Origin of the sequence: Pseudoduganella sp. RAF19 (assembly GCF_052114165.1) — a bacterium.
In the GTDB taxonomy this organism is placed as follows: domain Bacteria; phylum Pseudomonadota; class Gammaproteobacteria; order Burkholderiales; family Burkholderiaceae_D; genus Rugamonas.
Window position 1 is genome coordinate 310,597 of record NZ_JBFREF010000006.1, and the last position, 21,825, is coordinate 332,421.

Annotated in this window: 15 protein-coding genes; 8 read left to right on the forward strand and 7 right to left on the reverse strand. The window is 62.0% G+C overall.

Annotated features, from left to right (window positions below; all coding sequences use genetic code 11):
• The first annotated feature begins 25 nt into the window (after window positions 1–25).
• Complete coding sequence (locus tag AB4Z19_RS18310) at window positions 26–181, forward strand: hypothetical protein (RefSeq protein ID WP_442021748.1); 156 nt, start codon at window positions 26–28, stop codon at window positions 179–181.
• On the opposite strand, the gene AB4Z19_RS18315 is transcribed toward AB4Z19_RS18310, so the two are convergent.
• Together AB4Z19_RS18315 and AB4Z19_RS18320 are read right to left on the reverse strand one after the other, a co-directional pair.
• Entirely contained in the window at window positions 178–5,112 is a 4,935-nt protein-coding gene (locus AB4Z19_RS18315) for a translocation/assembly module TamB domain-containing protein (RefSeq protein ID WP_442035748.1), read from the reverse strand. The genes AB4Z19_RS18310 and AB4Z19_RS18315 overlap by 4 nt on opposite strands.
• Window positions 5,112–6,893, reverse strand: coding sequence for an autotransporter assembly complex protein TamA (locus AB4Z19_RS18320; protein WP_442021752.1), 1,782 nt, complete (start codon window positions 6,891–6,893; stop codon window positions 5,112–5,114). Before AB4Z19_RS18320 ends, AB4Z19_RS18315 begins: the two co-directional genes overlap by 1 nt.
• A gap of 122 nt (window positions 6,894–7,015) precedes the next feature.
• Between AB4Z19_RS18320 and queC the strand changes: the two genes are divergently transcribed.
• On the forward strand, window positions 7,016–7,723 hold the full coding sequence (gene queC / locus AB4Z19_RS18325; protein ID WP_442035749.1) for a 7-cyano-7-deazaguanine synthase QueC: 708 nt from the start codon (window positions 7,016–7,018) through the stop codon (window positions 7,721–7,723).
• Window positions 7,724–7,763: 40 nt separating this feature from the next.
• Entirely contained in the window at window positions 7,764–10,706 is a 2,943-nt protein-coding gene (locus AB4Z19_RS18330; protein WP_442021756.1) for a CHASE domain-containing protein, read from the forward strand.
• Window positions 10,707–10,731: 25 nt separating this feature from the next.
• On the opposite strand, the gene AB4Z19_RS18335 is transcribed toward AB4Z19_RS18330, so the two are convergent.
• Entirely contained in the window at window positions 10,732–11,112 is a 381-nt protein-coding gene (locus AB4Z19_RS18335; RefSeq protein WP_442021758.1) for a hypothetical protein, read from the reverse strand.
• Window positions 11,113–11,594: 482 nt separating this feature from the next.
• On the opposite strand from AB4Z19_RS18335, the gene AB4Z19_RS18340 reads away from it, so the two are divergent.
• From AB4Z19_RS18340 to AB4Z19_RS18360, 5 genes are all read left to right on the forward strand, one after another.
• Window positions 11,595–12,062, forward strand: a complete 468-nt coding sequence (locus AB4Z19_RS18340) for a hypothetical protein (RefSeq protein WP_442021760.1) — start codon at window positions 11,595–11,597, stop codon at window positions 12,060–12,062.
• 81 nt (window positions 12,063–12,143) lie between these two features.
• Complete coding sequence (locus AB4Z19_RS18345) at window positions 12,144–14,099, forward strand: GAF domain-containing sensor histidine kinase (protein WP_442035750.1); 1,956 nt, start codon at window positions 12,144–12,146, stop codon at window positions 14,097–14,099.
• A gap of 133 nt (window positions 14,100–14,232) precedes the next feature.
• Entirely contained in the window at window positions 14,233–15,921 is a 1,689-nt protein-coding gene (locus AB4Z19_RS18350; protein WP_442035751.1) for an OmpA family protein, read from the forward strand.
• Window positions 15,922–15,936: 15 nt separating this feature from the next.
• Window positions 15,937–17,391, forward strand: coding sequence for a hypothetical protein (locus tag AB4Z19_RS18355; protein ID WP_442035752.1), 1,455 nt, complete (start codon window positions 15,937–15,939; stop codon window positions 17,389–17,391).
• An 8-nt stretch (window positions 17,392–17,399) separates the two neighbouring features.
• Window positions 17,400–18,251: a hypothetical protein gene (locus AB4Z19_RS18360; RefSeq protein ID WP_442035753.1), complete on the forward strand. Its 852-nt coding sequence runs from the start codon at window positions 17,400–17,402 to the stop codon at window positions 18,249–18,251.
• A gap of 2 nt (window positions 18,252–18,253) precedes the next feature.
• Here the strand turns inward: AB4Z19_RS18360 and AB4Z19_RS18365 are convergent, their stop codons facing one another.
• The 4 genes from AB4Z19_RS18365 to AB4Z19_RS18380 all read right to left on the reverse strand — a co-directional run bounded on the left by AB4Z19_RS18365 (window position 18,254) and on the right by AB4Z19_RS18380 (window position 21,769).
• Window positions 18,254–19,759 (reverse strand): HD domain-containing phosphohydrolase, encoded by a 1,506-nt coding sequence (locus AB4Z19_RS18365; RefSeq protein WP_442024472.1) that lies wholly within the window; start codon window positions 19,757–19,759, stop codon window positions 18,254–18,256.
• A 135-nt stretch (window positions 19,760–19,894) separates the two neighbouring features.
• Window positions 19,895–20,638 (reverse strand): DNA-formamidopyrimidine glycosylase family protein, encoded by a 744-nt coding sequence (locus tag AB4Z19_RS18370; protein WP_442024470.1) that lies wholly within the window; start codon window positions 20,636–20,638, stop codon window positions 19,895–19,897.
• Window positions 20,639–20,718: 80 nt separating this feature from the next.
• Window positions 20,719–21,333 carry a hypothetical protein gene (locus AB4Z19_RS18375; RefSeq protein ID WP_442024468.1) on the reverse strand — a complete coding sequence of 205 codons (615 nt, stop codon included), beginning with the start codon at window positions 21,331–21,333 and terminating at the stop codon, window positions 20,719–20,721.
• A 1-nt stretch (window position 21,334) separates the two neighbouring features.
• Window positions 21,335–21,769, reverse strand: coding sequence for an EamA family transporter (locus AB4Z19_RS18380; RefSeq protein ID WP_442024466.1), 435 nt, complete (start codon window positions 21,767–21,769; stop codon window positions 21,335–21,337).
• Window positions 21,770–21,825: the final 56 nt, after the last annotated feature.

A 21,825-nucleotide genomic window follows, 5' to 3' on the forward strand; every position in this document is an offset into this window, starting at 1 on the left:
CCAGTTCTTGCAGGGAGCTTTAGCCATGGACAAACCACCCGTTCACGCCCACCGCGCACCGGACCTGCCGGTGCCTGTCGACGAGCCGCAGCCGGAGCCGCAGCCCGTCCATCCGCACAATCCGCACAGCCCCGTCCAGCAGGACGACCCGGTACCGGATCACAAGCCTGAACTGGATTAGTCGAACGCCCAGTTGTACAGCACGTCCAGCGCGTTATTGGTGCCGGTCTGGACTTGCAGTGTGATGCGTGAGTTGAGTTTGTAGCGCAGCTTGACCAGGCTGGTCGCCGTGCTGGCGCCTTGTTCAAAGCTCAGGTAGGCGCGGGAGGACAGTTTTTTCCCGACCGTCACCACCGTGCTTTCCAGCCCCTTGGCCTGGGACACGCCCAGTTCGTCCAGTCCGACCTTGTTCGCCAGGCTGCCGCCGCCTTTGCCGCCGAACAGCGCGCTGGCGGCGGTGCCCAGCAGAGCCATCTCGTTGCCTGCCACATCGGCCGTGCCGTGACCCAGCACCAGCCATGACAGTTTTTCGCTGTCCGGCACCGAAGGCGTGGACACTAGCTTCGCCACCGGCGCCAGCGCCGTACCGCGCACTTCCACGCCTGCTTCCACATTGGTTTCGCTCAGCTCTTCGCCTTCGGGGCGTTTGCGCACGGCCAGAATATTCAGGCCCGGATTATCGTAAGCGCCGGTGAAGTTGATCACGCCGCGGTCGATGGCCAGCTTCTGTCCATACGCTGCATAAGTGCCGCTGACAACGCGGATGCTGCCGTTCACACGCGGCGTGCGGCGCTCGGTCATGCGTACGCGCAGGGAGCCCGCCAGCTGGGCATCGAGGCCTTTGCCGCGCAGGTAGAAGTCATCGCCCAAGTCGGCTTCGACATCCATATTCAGCGGCATGGATTGCGCGGCGGCTTTCACGCTTGGCTTGTCCTTGCCGAGGATGATGACGTCGTCGCTGATCGTCGGCGAATCCAGCGAAGGCAGTTCGATCTTGGCCCGATCTGCACGGAATTTGCCATCGAGCTGGAAATGCCTGGCGTCGCGTACCAGCGTGCTGCTGCCACTGACCACCAGGGTGCGGTCGGGGCGCGACAGGACTTCCAGCTTGTCCGCATTGAGTTTCAGGTCCATGGTGGCTTCGCCGTTGGCGAGCCGCGCCCAGCCTTCGGCCTGCATATTGCCCTGCTGGCCTTCGAAGCGCAGGCGCTGCAGCAGCAACTGGTCGCCCGCCACGCGCGCCTGCAACACGCCATTGCGCAGGCGGATGCCCTGGTCGGGCCAGTTCACCACCAGCTGGCTGCCGCTGACTTCTCCGTCCAGCGCGGGATTCGTAATGGTGCCGTGGCCGCTGAAGCTGGCCTTCAGTGCGCCGTCCAGTTCCAGGCCGTCGATACCGGGGATAGGCGACAACCAGGCAATGGACGGCATATCCACGTTGCCGCTGATGGTAAGCGGGCTGTCGCTGGGAATGCGGCCGTTCTGTAATTGCGCTGTGGCGTTCAGTTTTGCCGTACCGGTGCGGGCGCCGTTCAGATCCGCGTCCGCGCGCAGTGCGTCGCCGCGCACAGTCAGGCGCGCGTCGAGCGTGCGCAGGCCGAGTGGAATGGGCTTGCTGCCACCGGTGACGGTGATGTCGCCTTTTTCGCGCAGCACGTGCACGTAGCCGTCGACCGCCGGCGCCGCGCCTTTTGCAATCGGCGCCGCGAGCTCGATGGACCAGTCGGCGCCCAGCGTCATCGTGCTGGCAACGCTGTTGCGCCAGGCGTCGGACAGCTGTGCGAGGTAGCTGGCGTTCACGCCGCTGGCCAGTCCGCGGCTGCGCCATTTGGGACCGTTCTTTTCCAGCGATTCGATGCGGATACCGCCTTCGGGCAGGGCAATCGTGGCGCCGCCCAGCGCGATCTGTTCGGGCCTGGCCAGACCCGCCAGGCCATGGCCTTCAGCAGCGGCTATACGCAGCGATGCCGGCGACTGCAGGGTGAACGCGAAGCGGCCGCGATTTTGCAGGGTGTCGATAGCGCCGGTCCAGCTGTCCCTGGCGAAGCTGCCGTGCAGCTTGGTGACGAAGTCAAAGTCGGTGCTGGTGGCGCCGAGTTGCAGTGTATGTGCGCCGCCGGTGCCGCTGGTTTGCAGCCGCGCGCGGTCAATGACCGTACCGCCCGGCGCGGAGTAGCCTTGCAGGCTGATGTCGACGACCAGTGGGTCGTTGGGGCCGATGAAGAGGGCTGGTGCGTTGTCGTCGGCCTGCGACACTTCGGCGGGCCGCGCGGCCAGTGCGTCGGTGGATCTGCTGGTTGCCTGGGTGCTGACAGGGTGGGCGGCGGGGCGTCGCTCCGCCACGCGTGGGGCGGTGCCTGTGGCGAGGCCAATGGTGGCGCTGGCTTTTAGCGCGGCCAGGCGCTGCTGGCTGGGCAGGCGCAGCGAGTTGGCGTCCATGCTCATGCCGAGCGTGAGCTTGTCCGTGCCGCCGGTCACGTAGCCTGTGCCGCGCATCACGCCTGCGAAGTCGTGGCCAAGACTGGACAGGTCGGGCGCGTCCAGCTTCCAGTCGAGACGGTCCTTGGCGCCGCCGAAGCCGCCTTTGGCTTGCAGGACGTTGAGGCCGAGGTGCAGGTCGACGTCGGCGTTATCGACACGTCCGCGCGTGGCGCTCAGCGTCGCGTGTCCGCTCAGCGGTGCAGTGCCGAGCGTGGACGGTTGCAGACGCAGGTCGGCGTTCACCTGCCAGTTCGCGGACAACTTGCCGCTGCCGCTGAAGTCCGCATTCACGATGCCCGCACTTGGCGCGCCAAACGCGGCGGGGTTCAGTTTGGACATGCTGCCGGCAAGCTTGAACTCCGGCGCACGCTGCGCGCCGGTGCCGGACAGCCACAGCTCGCCGCTGGCTTTGATCACACCTTCAGCATTGCGCACCGGCGCGGTCGTGTCGCGCGCTGGCGGCGTGACCGGCGCCACGATGGCCTCGCGCACGGCGGCAGCCTTGGCGGCCTTCGCTTCGGCAGACGCCTTCACAGCGGCACGCATCGCAGCCTGCCGCGCCGCACGGCCGCTGGTCGCCGCGCCATCCGTGTCCGAAGCCGCAACGGCCTGCCACAAGCTATCCTTGTCGCCAGCCGCAGCCGCAGCCGCAGCCGCAGCCGGCGCCGATTGCGCTCCGCGCTGAGCGCTGGCGGCCGGCTCGGCGGATGCGCGTGTTGTCGCCGGTGCGGAGGCTTTGCGGGGCGGCGCCGTTGTCGCGGGCGCGTAAGCCAGTCCGTGTGATTCAACGGCGAAGCTGGTGCGCGGCGCTGCGTAGCCGCCGGTCGCGGTGCCGGATGCGGTGAGTGCGCCTTGCAGGCGGTTGTCGAGCGCGGATAGCTGGCGTCCGTCTACGTTCCAGGCCAGTTGCTCGCCGGGCTGGCCGAATGCGCCGCGCAGTGTGGCCGTGTTCGGGCCGAGCGCAAGTTGCGCGTCGATGCCGCTGAGATGCCTGGCGTCCGCCTGCAGCTTGCCGGTGCCGGACAGGGTCTGGTTCATGATCTTGCTCGGCTTGATCGTGAAAGCCGCCGCCGCATGCCAGTCCGGCACAATCCTGCCCGAGGCCTCCGCATCAACATTCAAATCCGCCGCCGGATACGCGCCCAGTGCGGACGGATCGAAGTGGCTGACCACGGCGTTCGCCTTGAAGGCTTTGTCTTCCTTCAGGCTGGCCTGTCCCGTCAGCGCGACGCTGCCTTGCTTCGCCTGCAGGCGCGCTTGTGTGACGGTCAGCAGCAGGTCTTGCAGCGTGGCGTGTGCATCGAGGCGTAAGGCCTTTTCAGACAGCGCTGCATTCAAGGTGTGAACCTTGCCTTTGCTTTCGACGGCAATATCGCCGGCAATGGCCGTTTTGTTGGCGCTGGTGTGCAGGGCGTTCAGATCAAGCTTGTCGGTGTGCAGGCGGAAGGTGGCGGTGTCGATGCCGCCGTCGATGGCCGTTCGCTTGATATTGCCGCCCCCGCTGAATTTGCCTGCCGCGCCGAAATCGATCAGCGCTTCGTCGATGGTCGATACGGTCAGCGTGCCGCCCAGCTTCGCGCTGACGATTTTCAGCGGCAGCAGCTGCTGGTCCAATGGACCGGGTTTGCCGCTGTTGGTGATCGCGAGGCCGCCGGACAGCTTTTGTCCGGCCGTGATGTTCGCATCCAAAGCCATGTCCAGGCTCGCCTGCGGATACGCCGGATCAAAGCGCGACGGGTCTACGCCGCGCGCGCGCAGCGATGCGGAGCGCAGGATGACCGGGTTGAAAGGCGCCAGCACCAGCACGCCATCGACATTGGCGTTAGGCGAAGTGCCCGTCAGCTTGGCGGTCAGAATGGCAAGGTCACCGCTCAGCGTAGCGACCAGCTTGGCCGGCGCAGTGCCGGGCCGCGCTGCCTGTGCCTGGGTAGCCGCCGAACCGGCTGCGTGTGGCGGCGTGCGTGCTGCGGCGGGCGGTGTCAGGATTTGCGTCAGGCTGGCGGTGCCGGTGAGCTTGAACGGGCGCTGGCTGGCGACTTCAGCGGACGCGTCGAGACGGCCGATTTTGGTGACGGCGCTGGCGTCCTTCAGTTGCCAGCGCTGGCTGTCGCCGTACAACTGCATTTTGATCGCGCTGACGTCATTGCGGCTGCCATCGGCGCTGATCAGCGAGAGCCGTTCGAGCCGCGCGTCGGCCACGTGAAGGCGGAACGGCGGCGCCAGCGACTCAGGCATTTGCGCTGGCTTGGAAGGCCCGATGCTCCGCATGACCGCGCTGGACGCATGCAGCTCGCTAATCGCCAGGCCTTCGGAAAAATACTGCAGCGGCGACCAGTTGATGTCGACATTGTCGATCGTGAGCACGCTTTCCGGGCTGCGATAGACAATGCGCACAATATGCATGCGCCCATACAGCGAACCGGTGGCGCCGGTCACCGTGATATTGCCGCCGCTGGCGCGCGCGATCTGGGCGACGATCTGCTGCAGTGTGGACTCGCGTCCCAGCAGCCACACGCCACACGCCAGCACAGCCACCACCACGCCGCTACCGATCAGCGTACGGCGCAGCCAGCGCCGCGGTGGACGCGGTGGCGGCGATGGTGGAGCTGGCGGTGTGTCGTGCGTATCCATCAGAACGTGAACCCCAGCGAGAAGTGCAGGCGTGCCTTGCGCACGGCGTGACCGTATGCGACGTCGACGTTGATCGGACCCACCGGGCTCTTGTAGCGCGCGCCGATGCCGTAACCTGATTTCGGATGGATGCCGCCCAAAGAATCCGCAGCATTGCCGGCGTCATAGAACACCGCCGCGCCCCAGGTCGGACGGAACCAGTATTGGTACTCGGCGCTGGCTGTCAGAAGATAGCGCCCGCCAACGGTGGCATCGCCTTCCTTCACGCCCAGCTCCTGATAAGCGTAACCGCGCACCGAGTTATCGCCACCGGCGCGGAACAGATAAGTCGCCGGCACGCCCACTTTGGTAACGGAGCCCAGGGCGCCCAGTTCCGCGCGGAAGATCGCCGTACTCTTGCTGCTCAACGGGACATAGGTGATGCCGCGCGCCGTGGTGCGGATGAATTTTTCGTCCGTCAGCAAAGGCAGCAGCGCGCCGCCGATTGTCGCATTCAGCACATAGCCCTTGGTCGGAAAGACCAGGTTATCCAGCTTGCGCCAGGTGACCGCATAGGTCAGCGGCAGCGATTGCGAATGGCTGGTCATGACATCGGCCACCGTCTTGCTTTCGGCCAGATACTCCAGCGAGATGCTGCGCTCCAGCAGCGGCGTGCCCCAGGCGCGCTTGCCTGCAATGGAGGCGGTGCGCGTGATCTCGCCCTCGATATCCTTGCGCTCCAGGGCCGCGCCGATGCTGTCGGTATAGCCGCTTGCCGTGGTGGGGAAATAGAAGTCGCCGCGCGCCGTCTGCTTTTTCTGTTCCAGCGTCAACGCGCTTTTCAGCTTCAGGCCAAACACGGACAGATCGTCATAAGTGCCGGATACGCGATAACCCGTGTTGGTCGAATAACCCAGACCCACGCTGGCGTTCTTGCGCTTGTTCTCGACCACTCGCACCAGCAGGGGCAGGGGCGCCATGGTGTCGGGCTGCGGCAGGCCGGCGTTCTTGGTTTCCGCCGCTTCCATCTGCTCGCCGAGGATGGAGGACAAATCCGCGCTGACTTCCACATTGGCGAAGTAACCCGTGTCCTGCAGGCGCGACTGGAAGGACTGCAGTTCCGCCTCGCTGTAATAATCGCCCGGCTTGATCTGATTCAGATTGCGCACAGCAGATTCCGGATAGCGGTGCAAACCCTCAATGCGCAATTCGCCGAAGCGCATTTCCGGTCCGCTTTCCAGCTTGATGTGCAGCAGCGCGCGGCGTTCTTCGGGGTCGACCACAGCCTGGCTCTCCGTCAACTGCGCGCGCGGATAGCGCGTCTGCACCACGGAACGCAGAATGGAGCGCTTGGCCGTCTCCCATGCCTCCTGCTGGAATACGGCGCCCTTCGGCAGCAGCCAGCCGGCTTTCAGCACCTCCTTGTCGAAGGGCACTTTGGCGGTGGACTCGAAACCTTCCAGCACAATCTCCACATCGCCGACCAGTGTCGGCTCACCCGGCTGCACGTCGACGTGGACCACCGGCTCGGCGGCGTCCGTCATCGTTACATTGATCAAGGGCGAGTAATAGCCCTCGGTCGCCACGAGGGTCTTGATCTGCTCCGGCGCAGCGCGCACCAGGCGCTGCAGCTGGTCGCGGTCCACGCGCGGATTGCCGCGGAAGCGTTCCAGATCGAGGTTATCCTCCAGCAGCTTATCCAGCTTGCCCGGCGCGCTGATCTGGACGCGATAGTCCAGTCCCTCGGCCAGTGCGAGCCGGGGAAGCAGCAGAACCATGGCCAGCAGCGCCAGGGTCCGCATTACTTTTAAGCCGAGTTGTGCCAAAATTCTTCTTCTTGCCGTCGGTTGAGCGATACCGAATGTTACCGGATCAACCGTAAAGATGGCGTACTCACTAAGATTTCCAGAAAAGAAAGAACCCCATGCAGAAAACCGACGCCGCCCTGGTCCTGTTTAGCGGTGGCCAGGACTCCACCACCTGCCTGGCCTGGGCGCTGGAGCGCTACCCGCGTGTGGAAACCATTGGCTTCGATTATGGCCAGCGCCATGCCATCGAGCTGACCGTGCGCCCGACGCTGCTGACGAAGATGCGCAGCGTGAAGCCGGAATGGAATAGCCGCCTCGGCGAAGACCATATGATCGACCTGGGCCTGATTTCCCAGCTGTCGCAGACCGCGATGACGGAAGACATCGAAATCACCATGCAGGCCAATGGTTTGCCGAATACCTTCGTTCCCGGCCGTAACCTGATGTTCATGACCGTGGCCGCCACCCTGGCGTATCGCCGTGGCCTGAACGTGCTGGTGGGCGGCATGTGCGAAACCGATTTCTCGGGGTATCCGGACTGCCGCGACGACACCATGAAAGCCCTGCAGGTGGCGCTGAATCTGGGCATGGATACCCGCGTCAAGCTGGAAACGCCGCTGATGTGGCTGGACAAGTCCCAAACCTGGGAGCTGGCCGAATCGATGGGCGGTCAAGGCCTGGTCGACTTGATCCGGGCCGACACCCACACTTGTTACAAAGGCGAGCGCGGCGATTTACACGACTGGGGCTATGGCTGTGGCGTATGCCCGGCCTGTGAGCTGCGCGCCCGGGGCTATCAGCAATATGTCGCCCGCCACGGTTGATATTTCCGCAAATCCATAAAATCTTTCCTACTATGGTTGTATGCCGAAACGTACAACCAGCTACTTGCTCAGCCCGCGGCTGTTGGCCGGGCTGGTGCTCGGCCTGTGCCTGACGATCACCTTCGTGCTGTGGCAGGGCGCGCGCGATGCTGCGGAGCGCGATGCCCAGGCGCAGTTTGATTTCCGGGTACGTGAGCTGGTCAACGCCATCGCGGCGCGCATGCAGGGCTACATCCAGATCCTGTACGGAGCGCAAGGGCTGTTCGCCAGCTCCACCTTCGTTGAGCGCGAGGAATTTCACACCTATCTGGAACGCCAGGAGCTGGGCGGCCATTTCGACGGCATGCAGGGCGTGGGCTATATCCGGCTGGTAGGCGGGGCGCAGCGCGAAGCGCATGAGGCCCAGGTGCGGCATGAGGGTTTCCCGGATTACGCCATTCATCCGCCCGGCCAGCGCAACCAATACGCGCCCGTAACCTATATCGAACCGCTGGCGGGAGCCAATCTGCTGGCCTTTGGCTACGACAGTTTGTCCGAACCGGTGCGCCGCGCCGCACTGGAACAGGCGCGCGATTCCGGCCTTCCTGCCATGACCGGCAAGATCACGCTCAGGCAGGAAACCACCGACCCGGTGCAGGCGGGCTTTCTGATCGTTCTGCCGCTGTATCGGAATGGCCAGCCGCACCTGGCGCTGGCGCAGCGTCGTGCCGCGATTGTGGGCTGGGTGTATGCGCCGTTCCGCATGGGGGATGTGATGGCCGATACGCTGGGGGCGCGTGGCCGCGATCTGGATGTGGAAATTTATGATGGCGAGGAGATGAACGATGCCACGCGCATGTACGACAGCGAGCCGCTGCCGGCTGGTGCGGGGCGCCGCCAGGCCATACAGAAGCTGGGCATCGCCGGCCATCGCTGGACGCTGCAGATTTTCGCGCCCGTCACGGCGGTCAGCGCGCTGACGGAGAAGTCGCATCTGATCGGCATTGGCGGTATCGTGTTCAGCGTGCTGCTGGCCGCGCTGGCCTACGCCTTGGCCGAGAGTCGCCGTCACATCGGGCAAGCGCTGGCGCGCAGCAGCCGCATGGCTGCGGAGCTGAAGGAAAACCAGAACAATCTGCTGGCGATGGCGGAGGAGGCGCAGACCAGCCAGACCATGTTGCGCAGCACGCTCGATTCGACGGTGGACGGCATCCTGGTCGATAACTACCGCGGCGGTGTGCTGAATTCGAACCGGCGCTTCCGCCAGCTATGGAATGTGCCGGAGCAGCTGGACTGGCGCAATGATGGTGCGATTTTGCTGGCGCATATTGCGTCGCATCTGATCGATGCCAGCGAGTTCGTGAGCTGCGGCCAGACGCGCCGCGAAGACGACTGCCGCCTGCAGCTACGGCTGAAGGATGGCCGCACCATTGAACAGACCACGCGGCCCTTGCGCCTGGCGGGCGAGCCAGCGCGGCTATGGTCGTTCCGGGATGTGACGGAAGGTACGCAGATCGAGCGGCGCGAAGCCACGCGGCGCCAGTTGCTGGAATCGCTGGGCGGCGGCGCTTCGCTGGAAACGGTGCTGGAAGGCGTGGTGCAAAACGTCGAGGCGGGCAATCCCGATATGATGTGCAGCGTGATGCTGCTGGATGCGGAAGCCAAACATCTGCTGGTGGCGGCGGGGCCAAGCCTGCCGGCTTTCTTCAATGCGGCGATCCACGGCCAGCCGATCGGCTACGGCAACGGCTCCTGCGGCAAGGCCGTGCAGACCAACAACCGCGTGATCGTGCAGGATATCCGGACCGATCCGCTGTGGGCGCCGTATCGCGAACTGGCTCTGCGTGCGGGCCTTGGCTCGTGCTGGACGGAGCCTATCCGCAATGCCGCCGGTGCGGTGCTCGGCACCTTCGCCATCTACCATCGTGAACCGCACAGCCCAAGCGTGGCGCACATCGCGCAGATAGAACAGGCGGCCCAGCTGGCAGGCATCGCCATCGAACGCACCCAGGCGGCGCAAGCCCTGCGCGCGGGCGAGGCGCGCTTCCGCAGCCTGTATGACAATGCGCCTGTGGCGCTGTGGGAGCAGGACTGGTCGGCGGTGCGCCAGGCCCTGATCGAACTGGAGACGTCGGGCGTGGAAGACGTGCAGACCTGGCTGCACAACAATCCCAGCCAGCTGGAACGCCTGGCAGCGCTGGTGCGCATCACCGACGTCAATGCCGCAGCGCTGGCGCAGGTAGGGGCAGTGGCGGGCAAGAAGGATGTGTCCAGTCTCACGCTGGCGCAGATCTGCAATTCCATGGCCTGCTTCGCGCGCACGCTGGGGGCGCTGTCGAAAGGCGCGCACCTGTTTGTGTGCGAGAGCAGCTATCTGCGGCTGGACGGGGTATCGCGCCAGAACGAACTGACTTTGCTGGTGATGCCCGGACATGAACACAGCCTGGATTTCGTGATTGTGTCGACGGTCGATATCACGGAGCGCAAGCGGGCCAATGAAGAGTTGCTGGTGCTGGCCACCACCGACTTCCTGACCGGACTGCCCAACCGGCGCGAATTCATGTCGCGCCTGGACGCTGAACATAACCGCCTGCAGCGCGATGTGGGCGGACGCGCCGCCGTGCTGATGCTGGACATCGACCACTTCAAGGATGTCAATGACGAATACGGCCATCCCGTAGGCGACGCGGTGCTGCGCCATCTCTCCGCCTTGATGCGCGACAGCCAGCGCAAGATCGACGTGCTGGGCCGGGTCGGCGGCGAAGAGTTTGCGGCCTTGCTGCCGGGCGCCGATCTCGATGCGGCGCATGCTTTCGCCGAGCGCCTGCGCCAGCGCATCGCCGATACCCCGCTGCTGCTGGAGGGGCACAGTTTTTCGGTGACGGTGAGTGTCGGGATTGCGGCGCTGGCGCCGGATGATGCGAGCGGAGATGCTGCGCTGGTTCGCGCCGACAAGGCTTTGTACAGCGCGAAACGCAGCGGAAGGAACAGGGTAATGGTGTAGGGCGGATCATTGATCCGCCGCGTGATTAGGCCGCATGCTCCAGCATCAGTGCCTTGCGCTTATTGCGGCGAACGATCCACCACACAATCCCGACCGGGATCAGCAGCGGCAGAGTGAAGGGAGCGATGATCGCCGCCAGGATCACGGCCAGCAGGGCCATACCGAATACCATCATGATGCCCAGACCGGCAAACACGGCGCCGACGATCACGGCAGCGAAGGTCATGGCGACGCCTGCGATGATCATGCCGCCGCCCGCGAACAAGAGGCCGAGGAAGGCGCCCAGTGGACCATCGAAGTCCTCATCGCCAATGGTGACGAGCGTATCCGGAGTGCCAACTATCGAAACCCAGGCAACCATAGCCAGAATGACGATGGCGGTGAAGGCGAGCAGCTTTTTCATCATATTCCCCAAGTGTTGTTTGGTATGGCTCCACTTTAGGACTGGGACGAATGCGGAACCATCGGCATGCGATGAAATGCCGTTTTTCAAGGACGAATGGAATGGAAGAGCAAGTGGCTTGAAATTGAAGGAGTCTTTCCTATACTGAATATCCGATCTCGCGCATGGAGGGCAATATGGCATGGCAAGAAACGATCGGAGGTCAACCGCTACCTCTGAGTACATCAGGAGGAGGCCCCAAGGGCCCACCATCGGCACCACCTACCATTCCGCCCATAATCATTAATCCGTTCAAATACTACTCGCCGGAACCGGCCATCGACCCGCGCATCACGCCGCTGGGCCCCCCGGTAATCCCGCCGCGCCAACCCGCGATGTCATTGATGTAATTCTGGGGTCAGGCGCCAAATGCGACATGAGCTCGCCTTGCAAGCGGGTTCATGTCGCATTTCGCGCCTGACCCCAATTGCTTTATTATGCGGGCCATGGAAAATTTTGACGATGAAGTAGCGCTGATCCAGGAAGACCGCGTCTGGCAGGGCAATGGCTGGACCGCGCGGGTGATCAAGAATGAAGACGACGATGGCTGGGCCGTCGCCATGTTCCAGGACGGCGAGCCGGAACCGGCCCTGGTCGGCCCCTGGACCATGGGGCGCGATAAAAAGAATCCCAAGCCGCTGGATATCAACGCCTTCAATACCCTGGTCAAAACGGCAAGCGAAGTGCTGCGCCGCCACGAGCAGCAGCTGCACGCCCAGCTGCACAAGTCTCTGCGTGTGGGCGAGCTGACCGTGAAGCTGGATATCGATCCGGATGAGGACAATCCCACCGCCACCCTGAGTGCCGTGGATGCTTTCGGCGAAGAAGTCGCCAGCGTGCGCGTGCGCCCCGATTTCAAACTGACCACGTCCAGCGCCTCGGCCTGGATCGAAGGCGGTTTCGCGAAGCCCTGAGCTGTTGCATTTGCGCTTCCGGGCTGGCCTCGGGAGAGGCAGCCTGCTATATTTCCCGGACGCATGAAAACTAGGGAAAATATGGAAAGCCGTCTTAGCCGCCTGGAAGCCGTCCAGGCGATTCTGCTGGAAATCGGCCAGCTCTCAAGCAGCTGCACCGATATCGCCGTCTTCCTGCAATCCGTGCACGCTGCTCTTGGCCGCATCATGTACGCCGCGAACTTCTACGTGGCGCTGTGCGACCGTGAGGCGGAAGGCAATGCGGTCCGCTTTGTCTACTTCGTCGACGAGGTGGACGACCATCCCTACCGCGACCAGCTGGTGCAGCTGGCATCGCCCGATGAATCCCCGACTGCCTGGGTGATCCTGAACCGCAAGCGCCTCGTCATGACCGCCGCCGACCAGTTGGCGCGCGGCGAGGAGGACTTCGGCGTGGGCACCGTGGCCGAGCACTGGATGGGCTGTCCGCTGCTGGATCAGAATCACGAGATCCTCGGCGCCATGGTGATCCAGAGTTACGACAAGCAGCATACCTACAGTGACGAAGACCAGGCGCTGTTCGCCCAGATTGCCAACCATGTGTCGAGCGCCTTGCAGGGCCTGCAAAGCATGGACCGCCTGGAGCGTGCCGTGCACGAGCGCACGCTGGAGCTGGAACGTGAAGTGGCGGAGCGCAGCAAGGCCGAGGCCATGCAGCGCGCGCTGTACGAGATCGCCAGTCTGTCGGCGTCCGCCTCCACCGAATCCGATGCGGGTGTGCTGTATGCGCGCCTGCATGAAATCATCAGTGAGCTGATCGTCGCGCGCAACTTCCTGATTGCGCTGTACCACCCGAAATCGGGCGAGATCAGCATCCCTTATTTCGTCGACGAGAAAGATACGGAAGCGCCGCTCAAGCGCTTTGAATTCGGCAAGGGTATGAGCTCCTACGTGCTGCGCCACCGCGCGCCGCAATTGCTGGACGCGGAGAGTTTCGGCGCCTTGCTGTCCAGTGGCCAGATCCACGAGCCGCTCGGTGACCTGGGCATCGCCAGCTGGATCGGCGCGCCAATGCTGGTGGGCGAAAAGGCCTACGGCGTGATCATCGCGCAAAGCTACGACAGTTCTGTGATCTATACCCAGTCCGATCTCGATGTATTGGCCTTCGTGGCTAATCACACCGCTGCTGCCATCGCGCGCACTGCCGCTGACCGGGCGATCCGCCGCGCCAAGACTGAACTGGAAGAACAGAACGAGGCGCTGGCCTCGGCCCTGCATCAACTGCAGGAAGCACAGTCTGAACTGGTGCGCCAGGAGAAGCTTGCGTCACTGGGCCGCCTGGTAGCCGGCGTGGCGCACGAGATCAATACACCGCTCGGCATTTGCGTGACGGCGACTTCGCACCTGGTCGAGGAACTGCGCCTGACGCGCAAGGATTTGTCGGAAGGCGTGCTGGATGAAGATGGCCTGAATTCCTTCTTCGATACGATAGACCAGTCGCTGAAGATCATGACCACCAACACCCAGCGCGCAGCGGCGTTGGTGCGCAGCTTCAAGCAGGTGGCGGTGGACCAGTCTTCCGATAACATCCGCCACTTCAACCTGCGCAAATATCTGGATGAAGTATTGCTGTCGCTGCAGCCCAAGTTGAAGGGCAAGCCGATTGAAGTGAATGTGGACTGTCCGTCCGATATCGCGATGGAGAGCTTCCCGGGCGCCGTTTCCCAGATCGTGACGAATATGGTGGTGAATTCGCTGGTGCACGGCTTCGGCGAAGGCCAGCAAGGCACGATTCGCATCAGCGGCAAGCTCGATGGCGATCACGTGGTGTTCGATTACAGCGATGACGGAGTCGGCATGGACCAGTCGACGCTGAGCCAGTTGTTCGATCCCTTCTTCACCACAAAGCGCGGCTCCGGCGGCAGCGGCCTTGGTGCGCACATCCTCTACAACCTGGTGACGGGACCCTTGGGCGGCACGGTGAAAGTGGTCAGCTCACCCGGCATGGGCCTGCACTACCACCTGCGCTTTCCGCGCGATCAGCGTAAGGCAGCCTAAGGAAGAAGCGACCGCATCAGAGTGAAAATAAAACCGGCCCGGAGCCGGTTTTGTTTTACTACTAATATTGACGTATGGTAACTTATATGTAATATTGCCAAGTATTACTATTTGGGAAATACCTACTGTCATTATGCAAAGACTCGCTTTGAAGCGCACGGTTCTCGCCGTGTTGATCGGTACGCTGTCGACGCAAGCCGCCTACGCACAGGAATCAGCCAACGCGGGCGCCTCGGGCGACGACCCTTGTGCCCAGAATACCGGCCAGGTTGCCGGTGCGCTGATCGGCGCAGTGCTGGGGGGACTGCTGGGCAATCAGGTTGGTAAAGGAAAAGGGCGCAAGCTGGCCACGGTCGCCGGTGCGCTGGGCGGCTTGGCATTGGGCAATTACATTGGTTCAGAGATGGACCGCCGCAAGTGCGAGCTTTCCAAAATCGCGCGCAGGAACGACCTTGCCGTATCGATTACGGACATCACTTCCGACCCAAGCAATCAGGGAAAGTCGGATGGCCGCGTCGGCATGTCGATGGCTATCCAGGATCGCACTCCCGAAAGCGCCTCGGATTCCGGCGGAGAGAGCATCGGCAATGCGGCGTACAGCAGCCAGTTCGAGAGCGGTTCGGACCAATTGAGCCAGAAGGCCGATAGTTATTTCCGCGAATTTGCTGCCCAGTATTCGAAACCGTTCCGCAACGATGCGGTCGGCCCTCAGGCCAGCGCGGAAGAAGCACAAGCCGTGCAGGGTTTGCGCCAGCGCCGAGTGCTCGTGATCGGCAATACGGACGATACCGGCAGCTCGCAATTGAATGCTGACTTGTCGGAGAGCCGGGCCCGTAATGTTGCCCGGCTGTTTGCGGAGGCAGGTTTGCCGGCATCGCAAATCTACTTTCAAGGTGCCGGCGAGACTCAGCCGATTGCCGATAACCGCACGGAAGACGGACGTGCTCATAACCGCCGGGTGGAAATCGTTGACCTGAGCGATGAACTCGAGTTTCAGAAATATCTGGCGTCGCGCACCACCAATGTGCAGTTCTATCGCAATGCACACCGCGCCGCACCAGCGTCAGCTCTGCCCGCGCTTGCTACCGCGCCGGCTGGCGTAACGCCGGCAGCGGTGCTTGCCGACGCGGGCAAGGCCAAGCCGGGGCGCTCTGCTTCGCCGGCTCGTACGCCGGTGCAGCCCCGTCCCGTGACGGCAGCACAGGCATCTGGTGTTGCGCAGCCGAATAAGGTGCCGGAAGCCGCGCCCGAATTCGATTTCGGCGGTCGCCCCGTCAGCGGCAATCCTGTGGCGGTCAATATCGGCCGCATCGTGACACGCAGCGGCAATGGATTCAGTCTGATCTCCTCCGCCAATGCGGATGATATGCCCGCAGCGCGTAGCTGCACGGAGGACAGGCCCCGTGTCGCCAACGCGGTGAAATCACTGTTGGGCAATAAGGAATACCACGTCAGTGAATACATGCCCGGCCTGTACGGCACTTCCTGGACCGACAAGGTAAATGGCAATCTGGTCGGCTTGACCGGAGTCGCCGTGCTGCGGGATGGCGCCGCGCCAGCCAACAAACCCACGCTCCTGGTGTACAAGGCGGCCAGCCTGCGCGCCGGGTCGGACGCCCGCGCGGACTACCGCGATACCGTTGAAGTGAACACCTATCAGGGCGAAAACGGTTTGCTGTATCGGGTGTTCGGCAGTGGGCCCGTGAAATGCATGGACGTGCTGTTCCCGCGTGAGCGCGCACAGTCGACTGCCTCCAGCCTTTACTACGTCGCTGCTGGCAAAAGCATGGTGGCCGAATTCAATCCCAAACTCGCCAAATAAAAAAGAAAGTTATCAATGTCCGAATACCTGAATCAAAACCTGGCAACTGTCCAGAGTCTGCTTTGCCTGGTCTTGCTGATTGCGATCTATTTCTCGTTCAAGTTCCGCATCGACCTGTGGTGGCTCAATTTCTGGTATGCCTTGCCCTTCGTCGGCAAGACGGCGCGCCTGGCAAATGATTCTTCGCGCTTCGCCAAGGATAATAGCTGGACCAATTCTGAGCGCACGCTGTGTAACGATTACGCCCAGTTCATGCATCTGACCAGCGAAGCGGAATTCAATAAGCGCATCGACTATATGTCCAAGGCCGGCGACACTGGCCGGTCGCCGACGCCGGGCTGGCTGTTCCTGGTGCTTGGTTTGCTGATTATTGCGGAAGGCATGGGCTTCTCGTACCTGCTTGGTTCCTGGATGGCGATGGAGGGCAGTGAGAACACGCGCCTGCTGCTGATGGGAGGTATCGTCTTCGTGTTGTGCGTGGTAATGGGCTTCCTGACGCATAACGCAGGCCATCAGTTGTTCCGTACCAACTTGATCCGCCGCTGCAAAAAGGAATGGATCGACGACGGCAAGAAAGGCAAACTGCGTACCGTAAATATCTCGCTGAAAGACGATCAGCGCCAGGACGACAGCCTGCCGCATTACACGCAATGCGTGAACCGCGTGGGCAACGACAGTTCCTATGCGCTGGTCGGTATCGCGGCCGCTGCGATTATCGTGATCGCTGTCATGTCCACCGTGATGCGAGTCAAGCATCTGGAGAGTGACCAGGGACGTGAAACACTGCAGTCGGTGCCGACCGCCCAGGCGAGCGCGGAAGGCAATCCGTTTGCTAACGGCGCGCTGCCGGCTGAAATCACTGCGCCGCAGGCGGCCGCGGACACCAAGGCGAAAGAAGACATCAACTCCTCCACCAAAGTGGAAGGCCTGTCCGCTTTCGTGATGCTGGCCTTTATCTTTGTGGTGACCCAGATCGTCGGCATTATCGCCGGTTACAAATGGGGTTTTGCGGGCAAGAACAGTAAGGACGCTTACAAGAGCACACTCGGCTTCTCGACGTATGACGATTACAGCCGTTACTTCAGCCCCATTCTCTCGAATGCGGAAGCTAAACTGAGCACGTTGCAGCAGCGCCTGATTGAGCAAGGCGATAATGTCGACCTGAGCCTGAAGCACACGTTCGAGCAATTCCTGACCGAGCGCCATGCGACGCACCTGGAGCAAGCCGGGGTGCGCCAGCGCCAGAGCGCTGCTGCGGCAACTACGCAGCCTACGGCAGAACAAGTGCTGGAACGCGTCGAGCAATTTGGCGACGACAAGGAATCGGCGAAGGGCTATCTGATGGGACTTGATGCGGAACTGCGTGCGCAGGTGACCCCGTTGCTGAAGGCGCGCAAGGAACGACGCCAGCGCACTGAAGACGCGCAACGCGCGGCGAAGCAGGCGCAGGAACTGGACGATATCCTGTGAGGCCGCCAATGCATCGGACCATTCTTGCCGCGGCGGCTATGGCGCTCGCCCCAACCGGGGCGGCCTGGGCAGCCACGCCGCAAAACCAGATTCCCAGCTGCTACGCAGCCAATAAGATGGAAACAAGACCGGCTGCCCCGGCGCGTTCCTTCTTCATCGTGCTGGATGAAACGGTGGTGCTGGACGATAACTTGCAGCGTGCCTTATGGGAGCAAGTGCGCCCCCAACTGCAAGCCGGCACTGAGTTTGCCGTAATACGCTTCTCGGCCTTCTCGCAGGGGAAGTATCTTGAGGTGGTGGCGTCCGGGGCACTGGAAGCGCCTGTGTCGGCGACGGAGCGCGACAGCGTCAGCGTGCCAAAGCTGAAGAACTTCGACGCCTGCATGAAAGGCCAGGCCGATTATGCGCAGAAGCTCGCGCGGGCTGCAATTGCCAAAGTGTTGCAGGCCTCTTCTTTTGATCTATCGCGTTCGGACATCGAAGGCAGCCTGCAAGCCCTGTCGCACATCGTGGCGGAAGGTCAAGGCTCCCAGCGGACCTTGCTGTTAGTGTCGGATATGCTGGAGAACTCCAGCGTCTCCAGCTTTTATCAGAACAACGGAGTGCGCCGCATCGATCCGGTGGCGGAAATGAAGAAAGCGGAAGCCGAAAAGATGCTTGGTAATTTCGGCGGTGCTTCGGTCTATGTGATGGGGGCCGGCGTTATTGCTGCGCCGAACGGCAAAGGTAAGCCTGGCATCCAGTACCGCGATGCCAAAACCATGGCTGCGCTGCAGGACTTCTGGAATCGCTATTTCACCAGTTCCAATGCCAGGCTGATGGAGTTCGGCGCGCCAGCGCTGCTCTCCATCATTCCGTAAAACTAGTCGGGGAAGCGTTCGTTGATGGCGAGCGCTTTGTCGATGTTGTTGATCAGGAGTTCGACGTATTTGGGGTCCAGGTGTTTGCCCGCTACCTCGCGCATGTGCGTCACCACTTCGCCGACCGGCCAGGCATCCTTGTAGCAGCGCTTATGCATCAGGGCGTCGAACACGTCGGCCACGGCGACGATGCGGGCGTATTCGTGGATATTCTCGCCCTTCAGGCCTTGCGGATAGCCGCTGCCGTCGAATTTTTCGTGGTGCTGGTGGGCGATGACCGCGGCCGCTTTCAGAATCGGGCGCTGCGAGCCGTCCAGGATCGACAGGCCTACCGCCGGGTGCTGCTTCATGATTTCCCATTCCGCCGCATCCAGCTTGCCCGGTTTGAGCAGTACGGAGTCTGGCGTCGCGATCTTGCCGATATCGTGCATTGGCGCGGCGTGCTTGAGCACGGCGGTTTCATCGTCCGGCATGCCGGCAGCGCGCGCCAGCAGATGGCAGAACTCGGCCATGCGGCGCACGTGGTTGCCCGCTTCGTTGGAGCGGGATTCGACCACATCGCCGAGGCGCATGATCAGTTCCGCCTGCGTATCGGTGATCTCCTGATTCAGCAGGATATTGTCGAAGGCGATGGCCACGCCGCTGCAGAAGATTTCCAGCAGCTTGGCGTCGATTTCCGAAATCTCTTCGACGCCCTTCAGCACCAGCAGCGAAGCTTTGCCGCTATTGTTGGGGAAGTAGCCGACGTAGGTATCGCCCAGCATGCGCGAGATCTTGTTGCGCTCCGCATCCTTCAGCTGCGACATCAGGTCCGGGGTGAGCAGGCTCCCCTCATCCTGTCCAATCTGGGCCAGGATCTCATATTCGTTTTCGCCCGAGATGGCGGTGGCGCCGCGCAGGCGCAGCAGCATGCTGTTTTCGAGGCGCAGCAGCGCGACCACTTGCTGCAGCAGGCCGTTGGCGAAGTCCTTCAGATTACGCTGCTGGAAGATGTGGGCCGAGGCGGCGATCACACGCTCCAGGCCTTCGCGGTAGTGGGCCTGGGCGCGGCGCGCTTCCTCGACCTTCATGATGTCGCGGTAGGCGCGCAGGGCGGCGAAGGTGGTGGTGAACAGCTTGGTGCGGTCCAGCTCCGTCTTCTCTTTATAGTCGTTGATGTCGTAGTCGACAATCACGCGCTCTTCCGGCGCCTGGCCGGGCTGGCCGGTGCGCAGCACGATGCGGGTGAATTGATTGTCCAGATCCTGGCGCATCCAGCGCGCCACTTCCAGGCCGGAGTCTTCCTTTTCCATCACCACGTCCAGGAAGACGAGGGCGATGTCGGTTTCGCGCGCCAGCACTTCCTTGGCTTCAGCGCCGCTGTACGCATGGAGGAAGGAGAGGCCGCGGCCTTCGAGGCGGAAGCGGCTCAGCGTCAGCTTGGTAATGTCGTGAATATCGGGTTCGTCATCGACCAGCAGGATTTTCCACGGCGCTAACTTGGGCGATGCTGAAGACAAAAAAGACATATGGGCGAATTCCGCAAAATGACACAAAGTCCTGGGCGACGTCCCGTCTCACGGATGGAACATCTGAACGATTGTAGAACGACTGTGCTGCTATTAACAACAGGCAATACTATTTACCCGGATTCTTTACAACACCTACGAACTTCCGTAACGTTTCTGGCAGCGTTCGCACCAGAATGTGCGACGATTTGTCACGCCCAAGTGCGCCTTATGCAAGGGAATATTGCACCTAGGACATATTCTCTTGGTATGCACCAGCCAATGCTGTTTGAGTACAAATGCCTTTTTCCATTCAAGGAACTCAAAGCTGTATTGGCGCGCCTGCTTCACCAATTCTCTTTGTTTTGTAACCGGCAGTCCTGTTACCGTAGAGAGAGGGTGAATGTGCAGCCGAAACAATACTTCGTTTTTGATAATATTGCCAACTCCCGAGAAAATATTTTGGTCGAGTAGCGCATCGCAAACCAGCTTGTCCGGGACATCCCTTAATTTCTTCAGCGCGAGCTTGGGCGACCATTCATCGGACATCACATCTGTGCGCCAGTCGTAAGCCTCATCCAGTTCTTCTTCAACTACTTTAATCGAGCAGGTGTAGAAATTCATCTCCCCGCCCTCGATAAATTTCAGCGAGAGCCGCGGCGGGCTGTCCTTGCTTTCATCGATGCGGTAGGAGCCGAACATCAGAAAGTGAATACGCAGACTGAAAAGGGGCAGCTCGATCAGGAAATGCTTGCCCCAGCTGCGCACGGAAAGGATGGGTTGACCCGGCAAGTCTTCATACGGCACGGCCTTGCTGTTGCCGCTGGCCTCGGCAATCGTGCGGCCCTCAAACGGCTGGGCCAGTTCCTTCAAGATGACTATCGACGGACCTTCCGGCATCACGCGCTCCCGGCATTGGCGATGCACCAGTGTGGCGCTCGCTGACTGGCTTGCCTGTGCGGGGCCGCACGCAAACTCGCTCAGTCACCCACGCAACTGGGATACGGCGGTGCCTCACCGGGGACAATTGGACAGAGCTTGACCGGTGCAAGATTTGCGAGGCGCTCGATCCAACTTGCCTTATCGATGGGCAGTGGCGTGGCCGATGGCGGGCCGCGTTCAGCCCACTGGATTGTGTAGAAGTCACTGACGCCCTTGATCGAGAGGATCACGGCGGTTTCGCTATGCGGCGTGTTGGCTGAGCCGTAGCTGCCGCAGCTGATCACTGCGCCAAGGCCGTCCTGGGCGCCGGTGACTTGTACTCGGCCCAGTCCTTGCACACTGAAGGTGGTGGGACAAGCCTTTTCGAAGCCCTGCGCAATGCGGCCCAGGATCAGCTGTGGCGTGACGGCGGCGTTGACGGCCAATCCCCGGGCGGCGGTCACCGTCACCATCTGCGTCCAGTGTTCAACCGATTCGCCCGATAGCACGGCTTCGCGGATGTATTGTCCTTTGCGATCCTCTTCGAATTGAATGACGAATCCCTTTGGCATCGCGTGAAGCAGCAACTGCTCGTAGATGGGCGAGACGGATAACGTTGAAGCGCCCAGCGGCAGTGCAATTGCCAGTAACGCAGTGATGACGAGGGGTTTCATTTCAGCGGCCCACGGCAAGAACGAGCACGCCGGCCGCGACCAGCGCAATGCCGAGCCAGCTTTGCAGGGAAGGGCGTTCGCCGAGGAAGGTGACGGCGAAGATGGCGACCAGCACCAGGCTGAATTTATCGACGGGTGCGACCTTGGAGGCGTCGCCGATCTGCAGGGCGCGGAAGTAGCAAACCCAGGAGGCGCCGGTGGCGAGCGCGGAAAGCGTCAGGAAGAGCCAGGTCTTGCCGGATAAGGCCAGCGGGTTGCCCCACTTGCCAGTGAACCAGACAAAGGCCGCCAGAACGATGATGACGATGCTGGTGCGGATCAGCGTGGCAAAGTCGGAGTTCACGCCCTGGATGCCGATCTTGGCGAAGATCGCCGTGAGTGCCGCGAAAATGGCGGACAGCGCCGCCCAGAAAAACCAGTTGCCGGATGAAGCCATCGCCGCCCCTTGTTGAGATAACCAGGCGGCTATCTTACAACCAGAAGCAGGAACAG

Coding starts and splice junctions, on each gene's coding strand:
- AB4Z19_RS18310 (WP_442021748.1), top strand. CDS start 26: ATGGACAAACCACCCGTTCACGCCCACCGCGCACCGGACCTGCCGGTG.
- AB4Z19_RS18315 (WP_442035748.1), bottom strand. CDS start 5,112: ATGGATACGCACGACACACCGCCAGCTCCACCATCGCCGCCACCGCGT.
- AB4Z19_RS18320 (WP_442021752.1), bottom strand. CDS start 6,893: ATGCGGACCCTGGCGCTGCTGGCCATGGTTCTGCTGCTTCCCCGGCTC.
- queC (WP_442035749.1), top strand. CDS start 7,016: ATGCAGAAAACCGACGCCGCCCTGGTCCTGTTTAGCGGTGGCCAGGAC.
- AB4Z19_RS18330 (WP_442021756.1), top strand. CDS start 7,764: ATGCCGAAACGTACAACCAGCTACTTGCTCAGCCCGCGGCTGTTGGCC.
- AB4Z19_RS18335 (WP_442021758.1), bottom strand. CDS start 11,112: ATGATGAAAAAGCTGCTCGCCTTCACCGCCATCGTCATTCTGGCTATG.
- AB4Z19_RS18340 (WP_442021760.1), top strand. CDS start 11,595: ATGGAAAATTTTGACGATGAAGTAGCGCTGATCCAGGAAGACCGCGTC.
- AB4Z19_RS18345 (WP_442035750.1), top strand. CDS start 12,144: ATGGAAAGCCGTCTTAGCCGCCTGGAAGCCGTCCAGGCGATTCTGCTG.
- AB4Z19_RS18350 (WP_442035751.1), top strand. CDS start 14,233: ATGCAAAGACTCGCTTTGAAGCGCACGGTTCTCGCCGTGTTGATCGGT.
- AB4Z19_RS18355 (WP_442035752.1), top strand. CDS start 15,937: ATGTCCGAATACCTGAATCAAAACCTGGCAACTGTCCAGAGTCTGCTT.
- AB4Z19_RS18360 (WP_442035753.1), top strand. CDS start 17,400: ATGCATCGGACCATTCTTGCCGCGGCGGCTATGGCGCTCGCCCCAACC.
- AB4Z19_RS18365 (WP_442024472.1), bottom strand. CDS start 19,759: ATGTCTTTTTTGTCTTCAGCATCGCCCAAGTTAGCGCCGTGGAAAATC.
- AB4Z19_RS18370 (WP_442024470.1), bottom strand. CDS start 20,638: ATGCCGGAAGGTCCGTCGATAGTCATCTTGAAGGAACTGGCCCAGCCG.
- AB4Z19_RS18375 (WP_442024468.1), bottom strand. CDS start 21,333: ATGAAACCCCTCGTCATCACTGCGTTACTGGCAATTGCACTGCCGCTG.
- AB4Z19_RS18380 (WP_442024466.1), bottom strand. CDS start 21,769: ATGGCTTCATCCGGCAACTGGTTTTTCTGGGCGGCGCTGTCCGCCATT.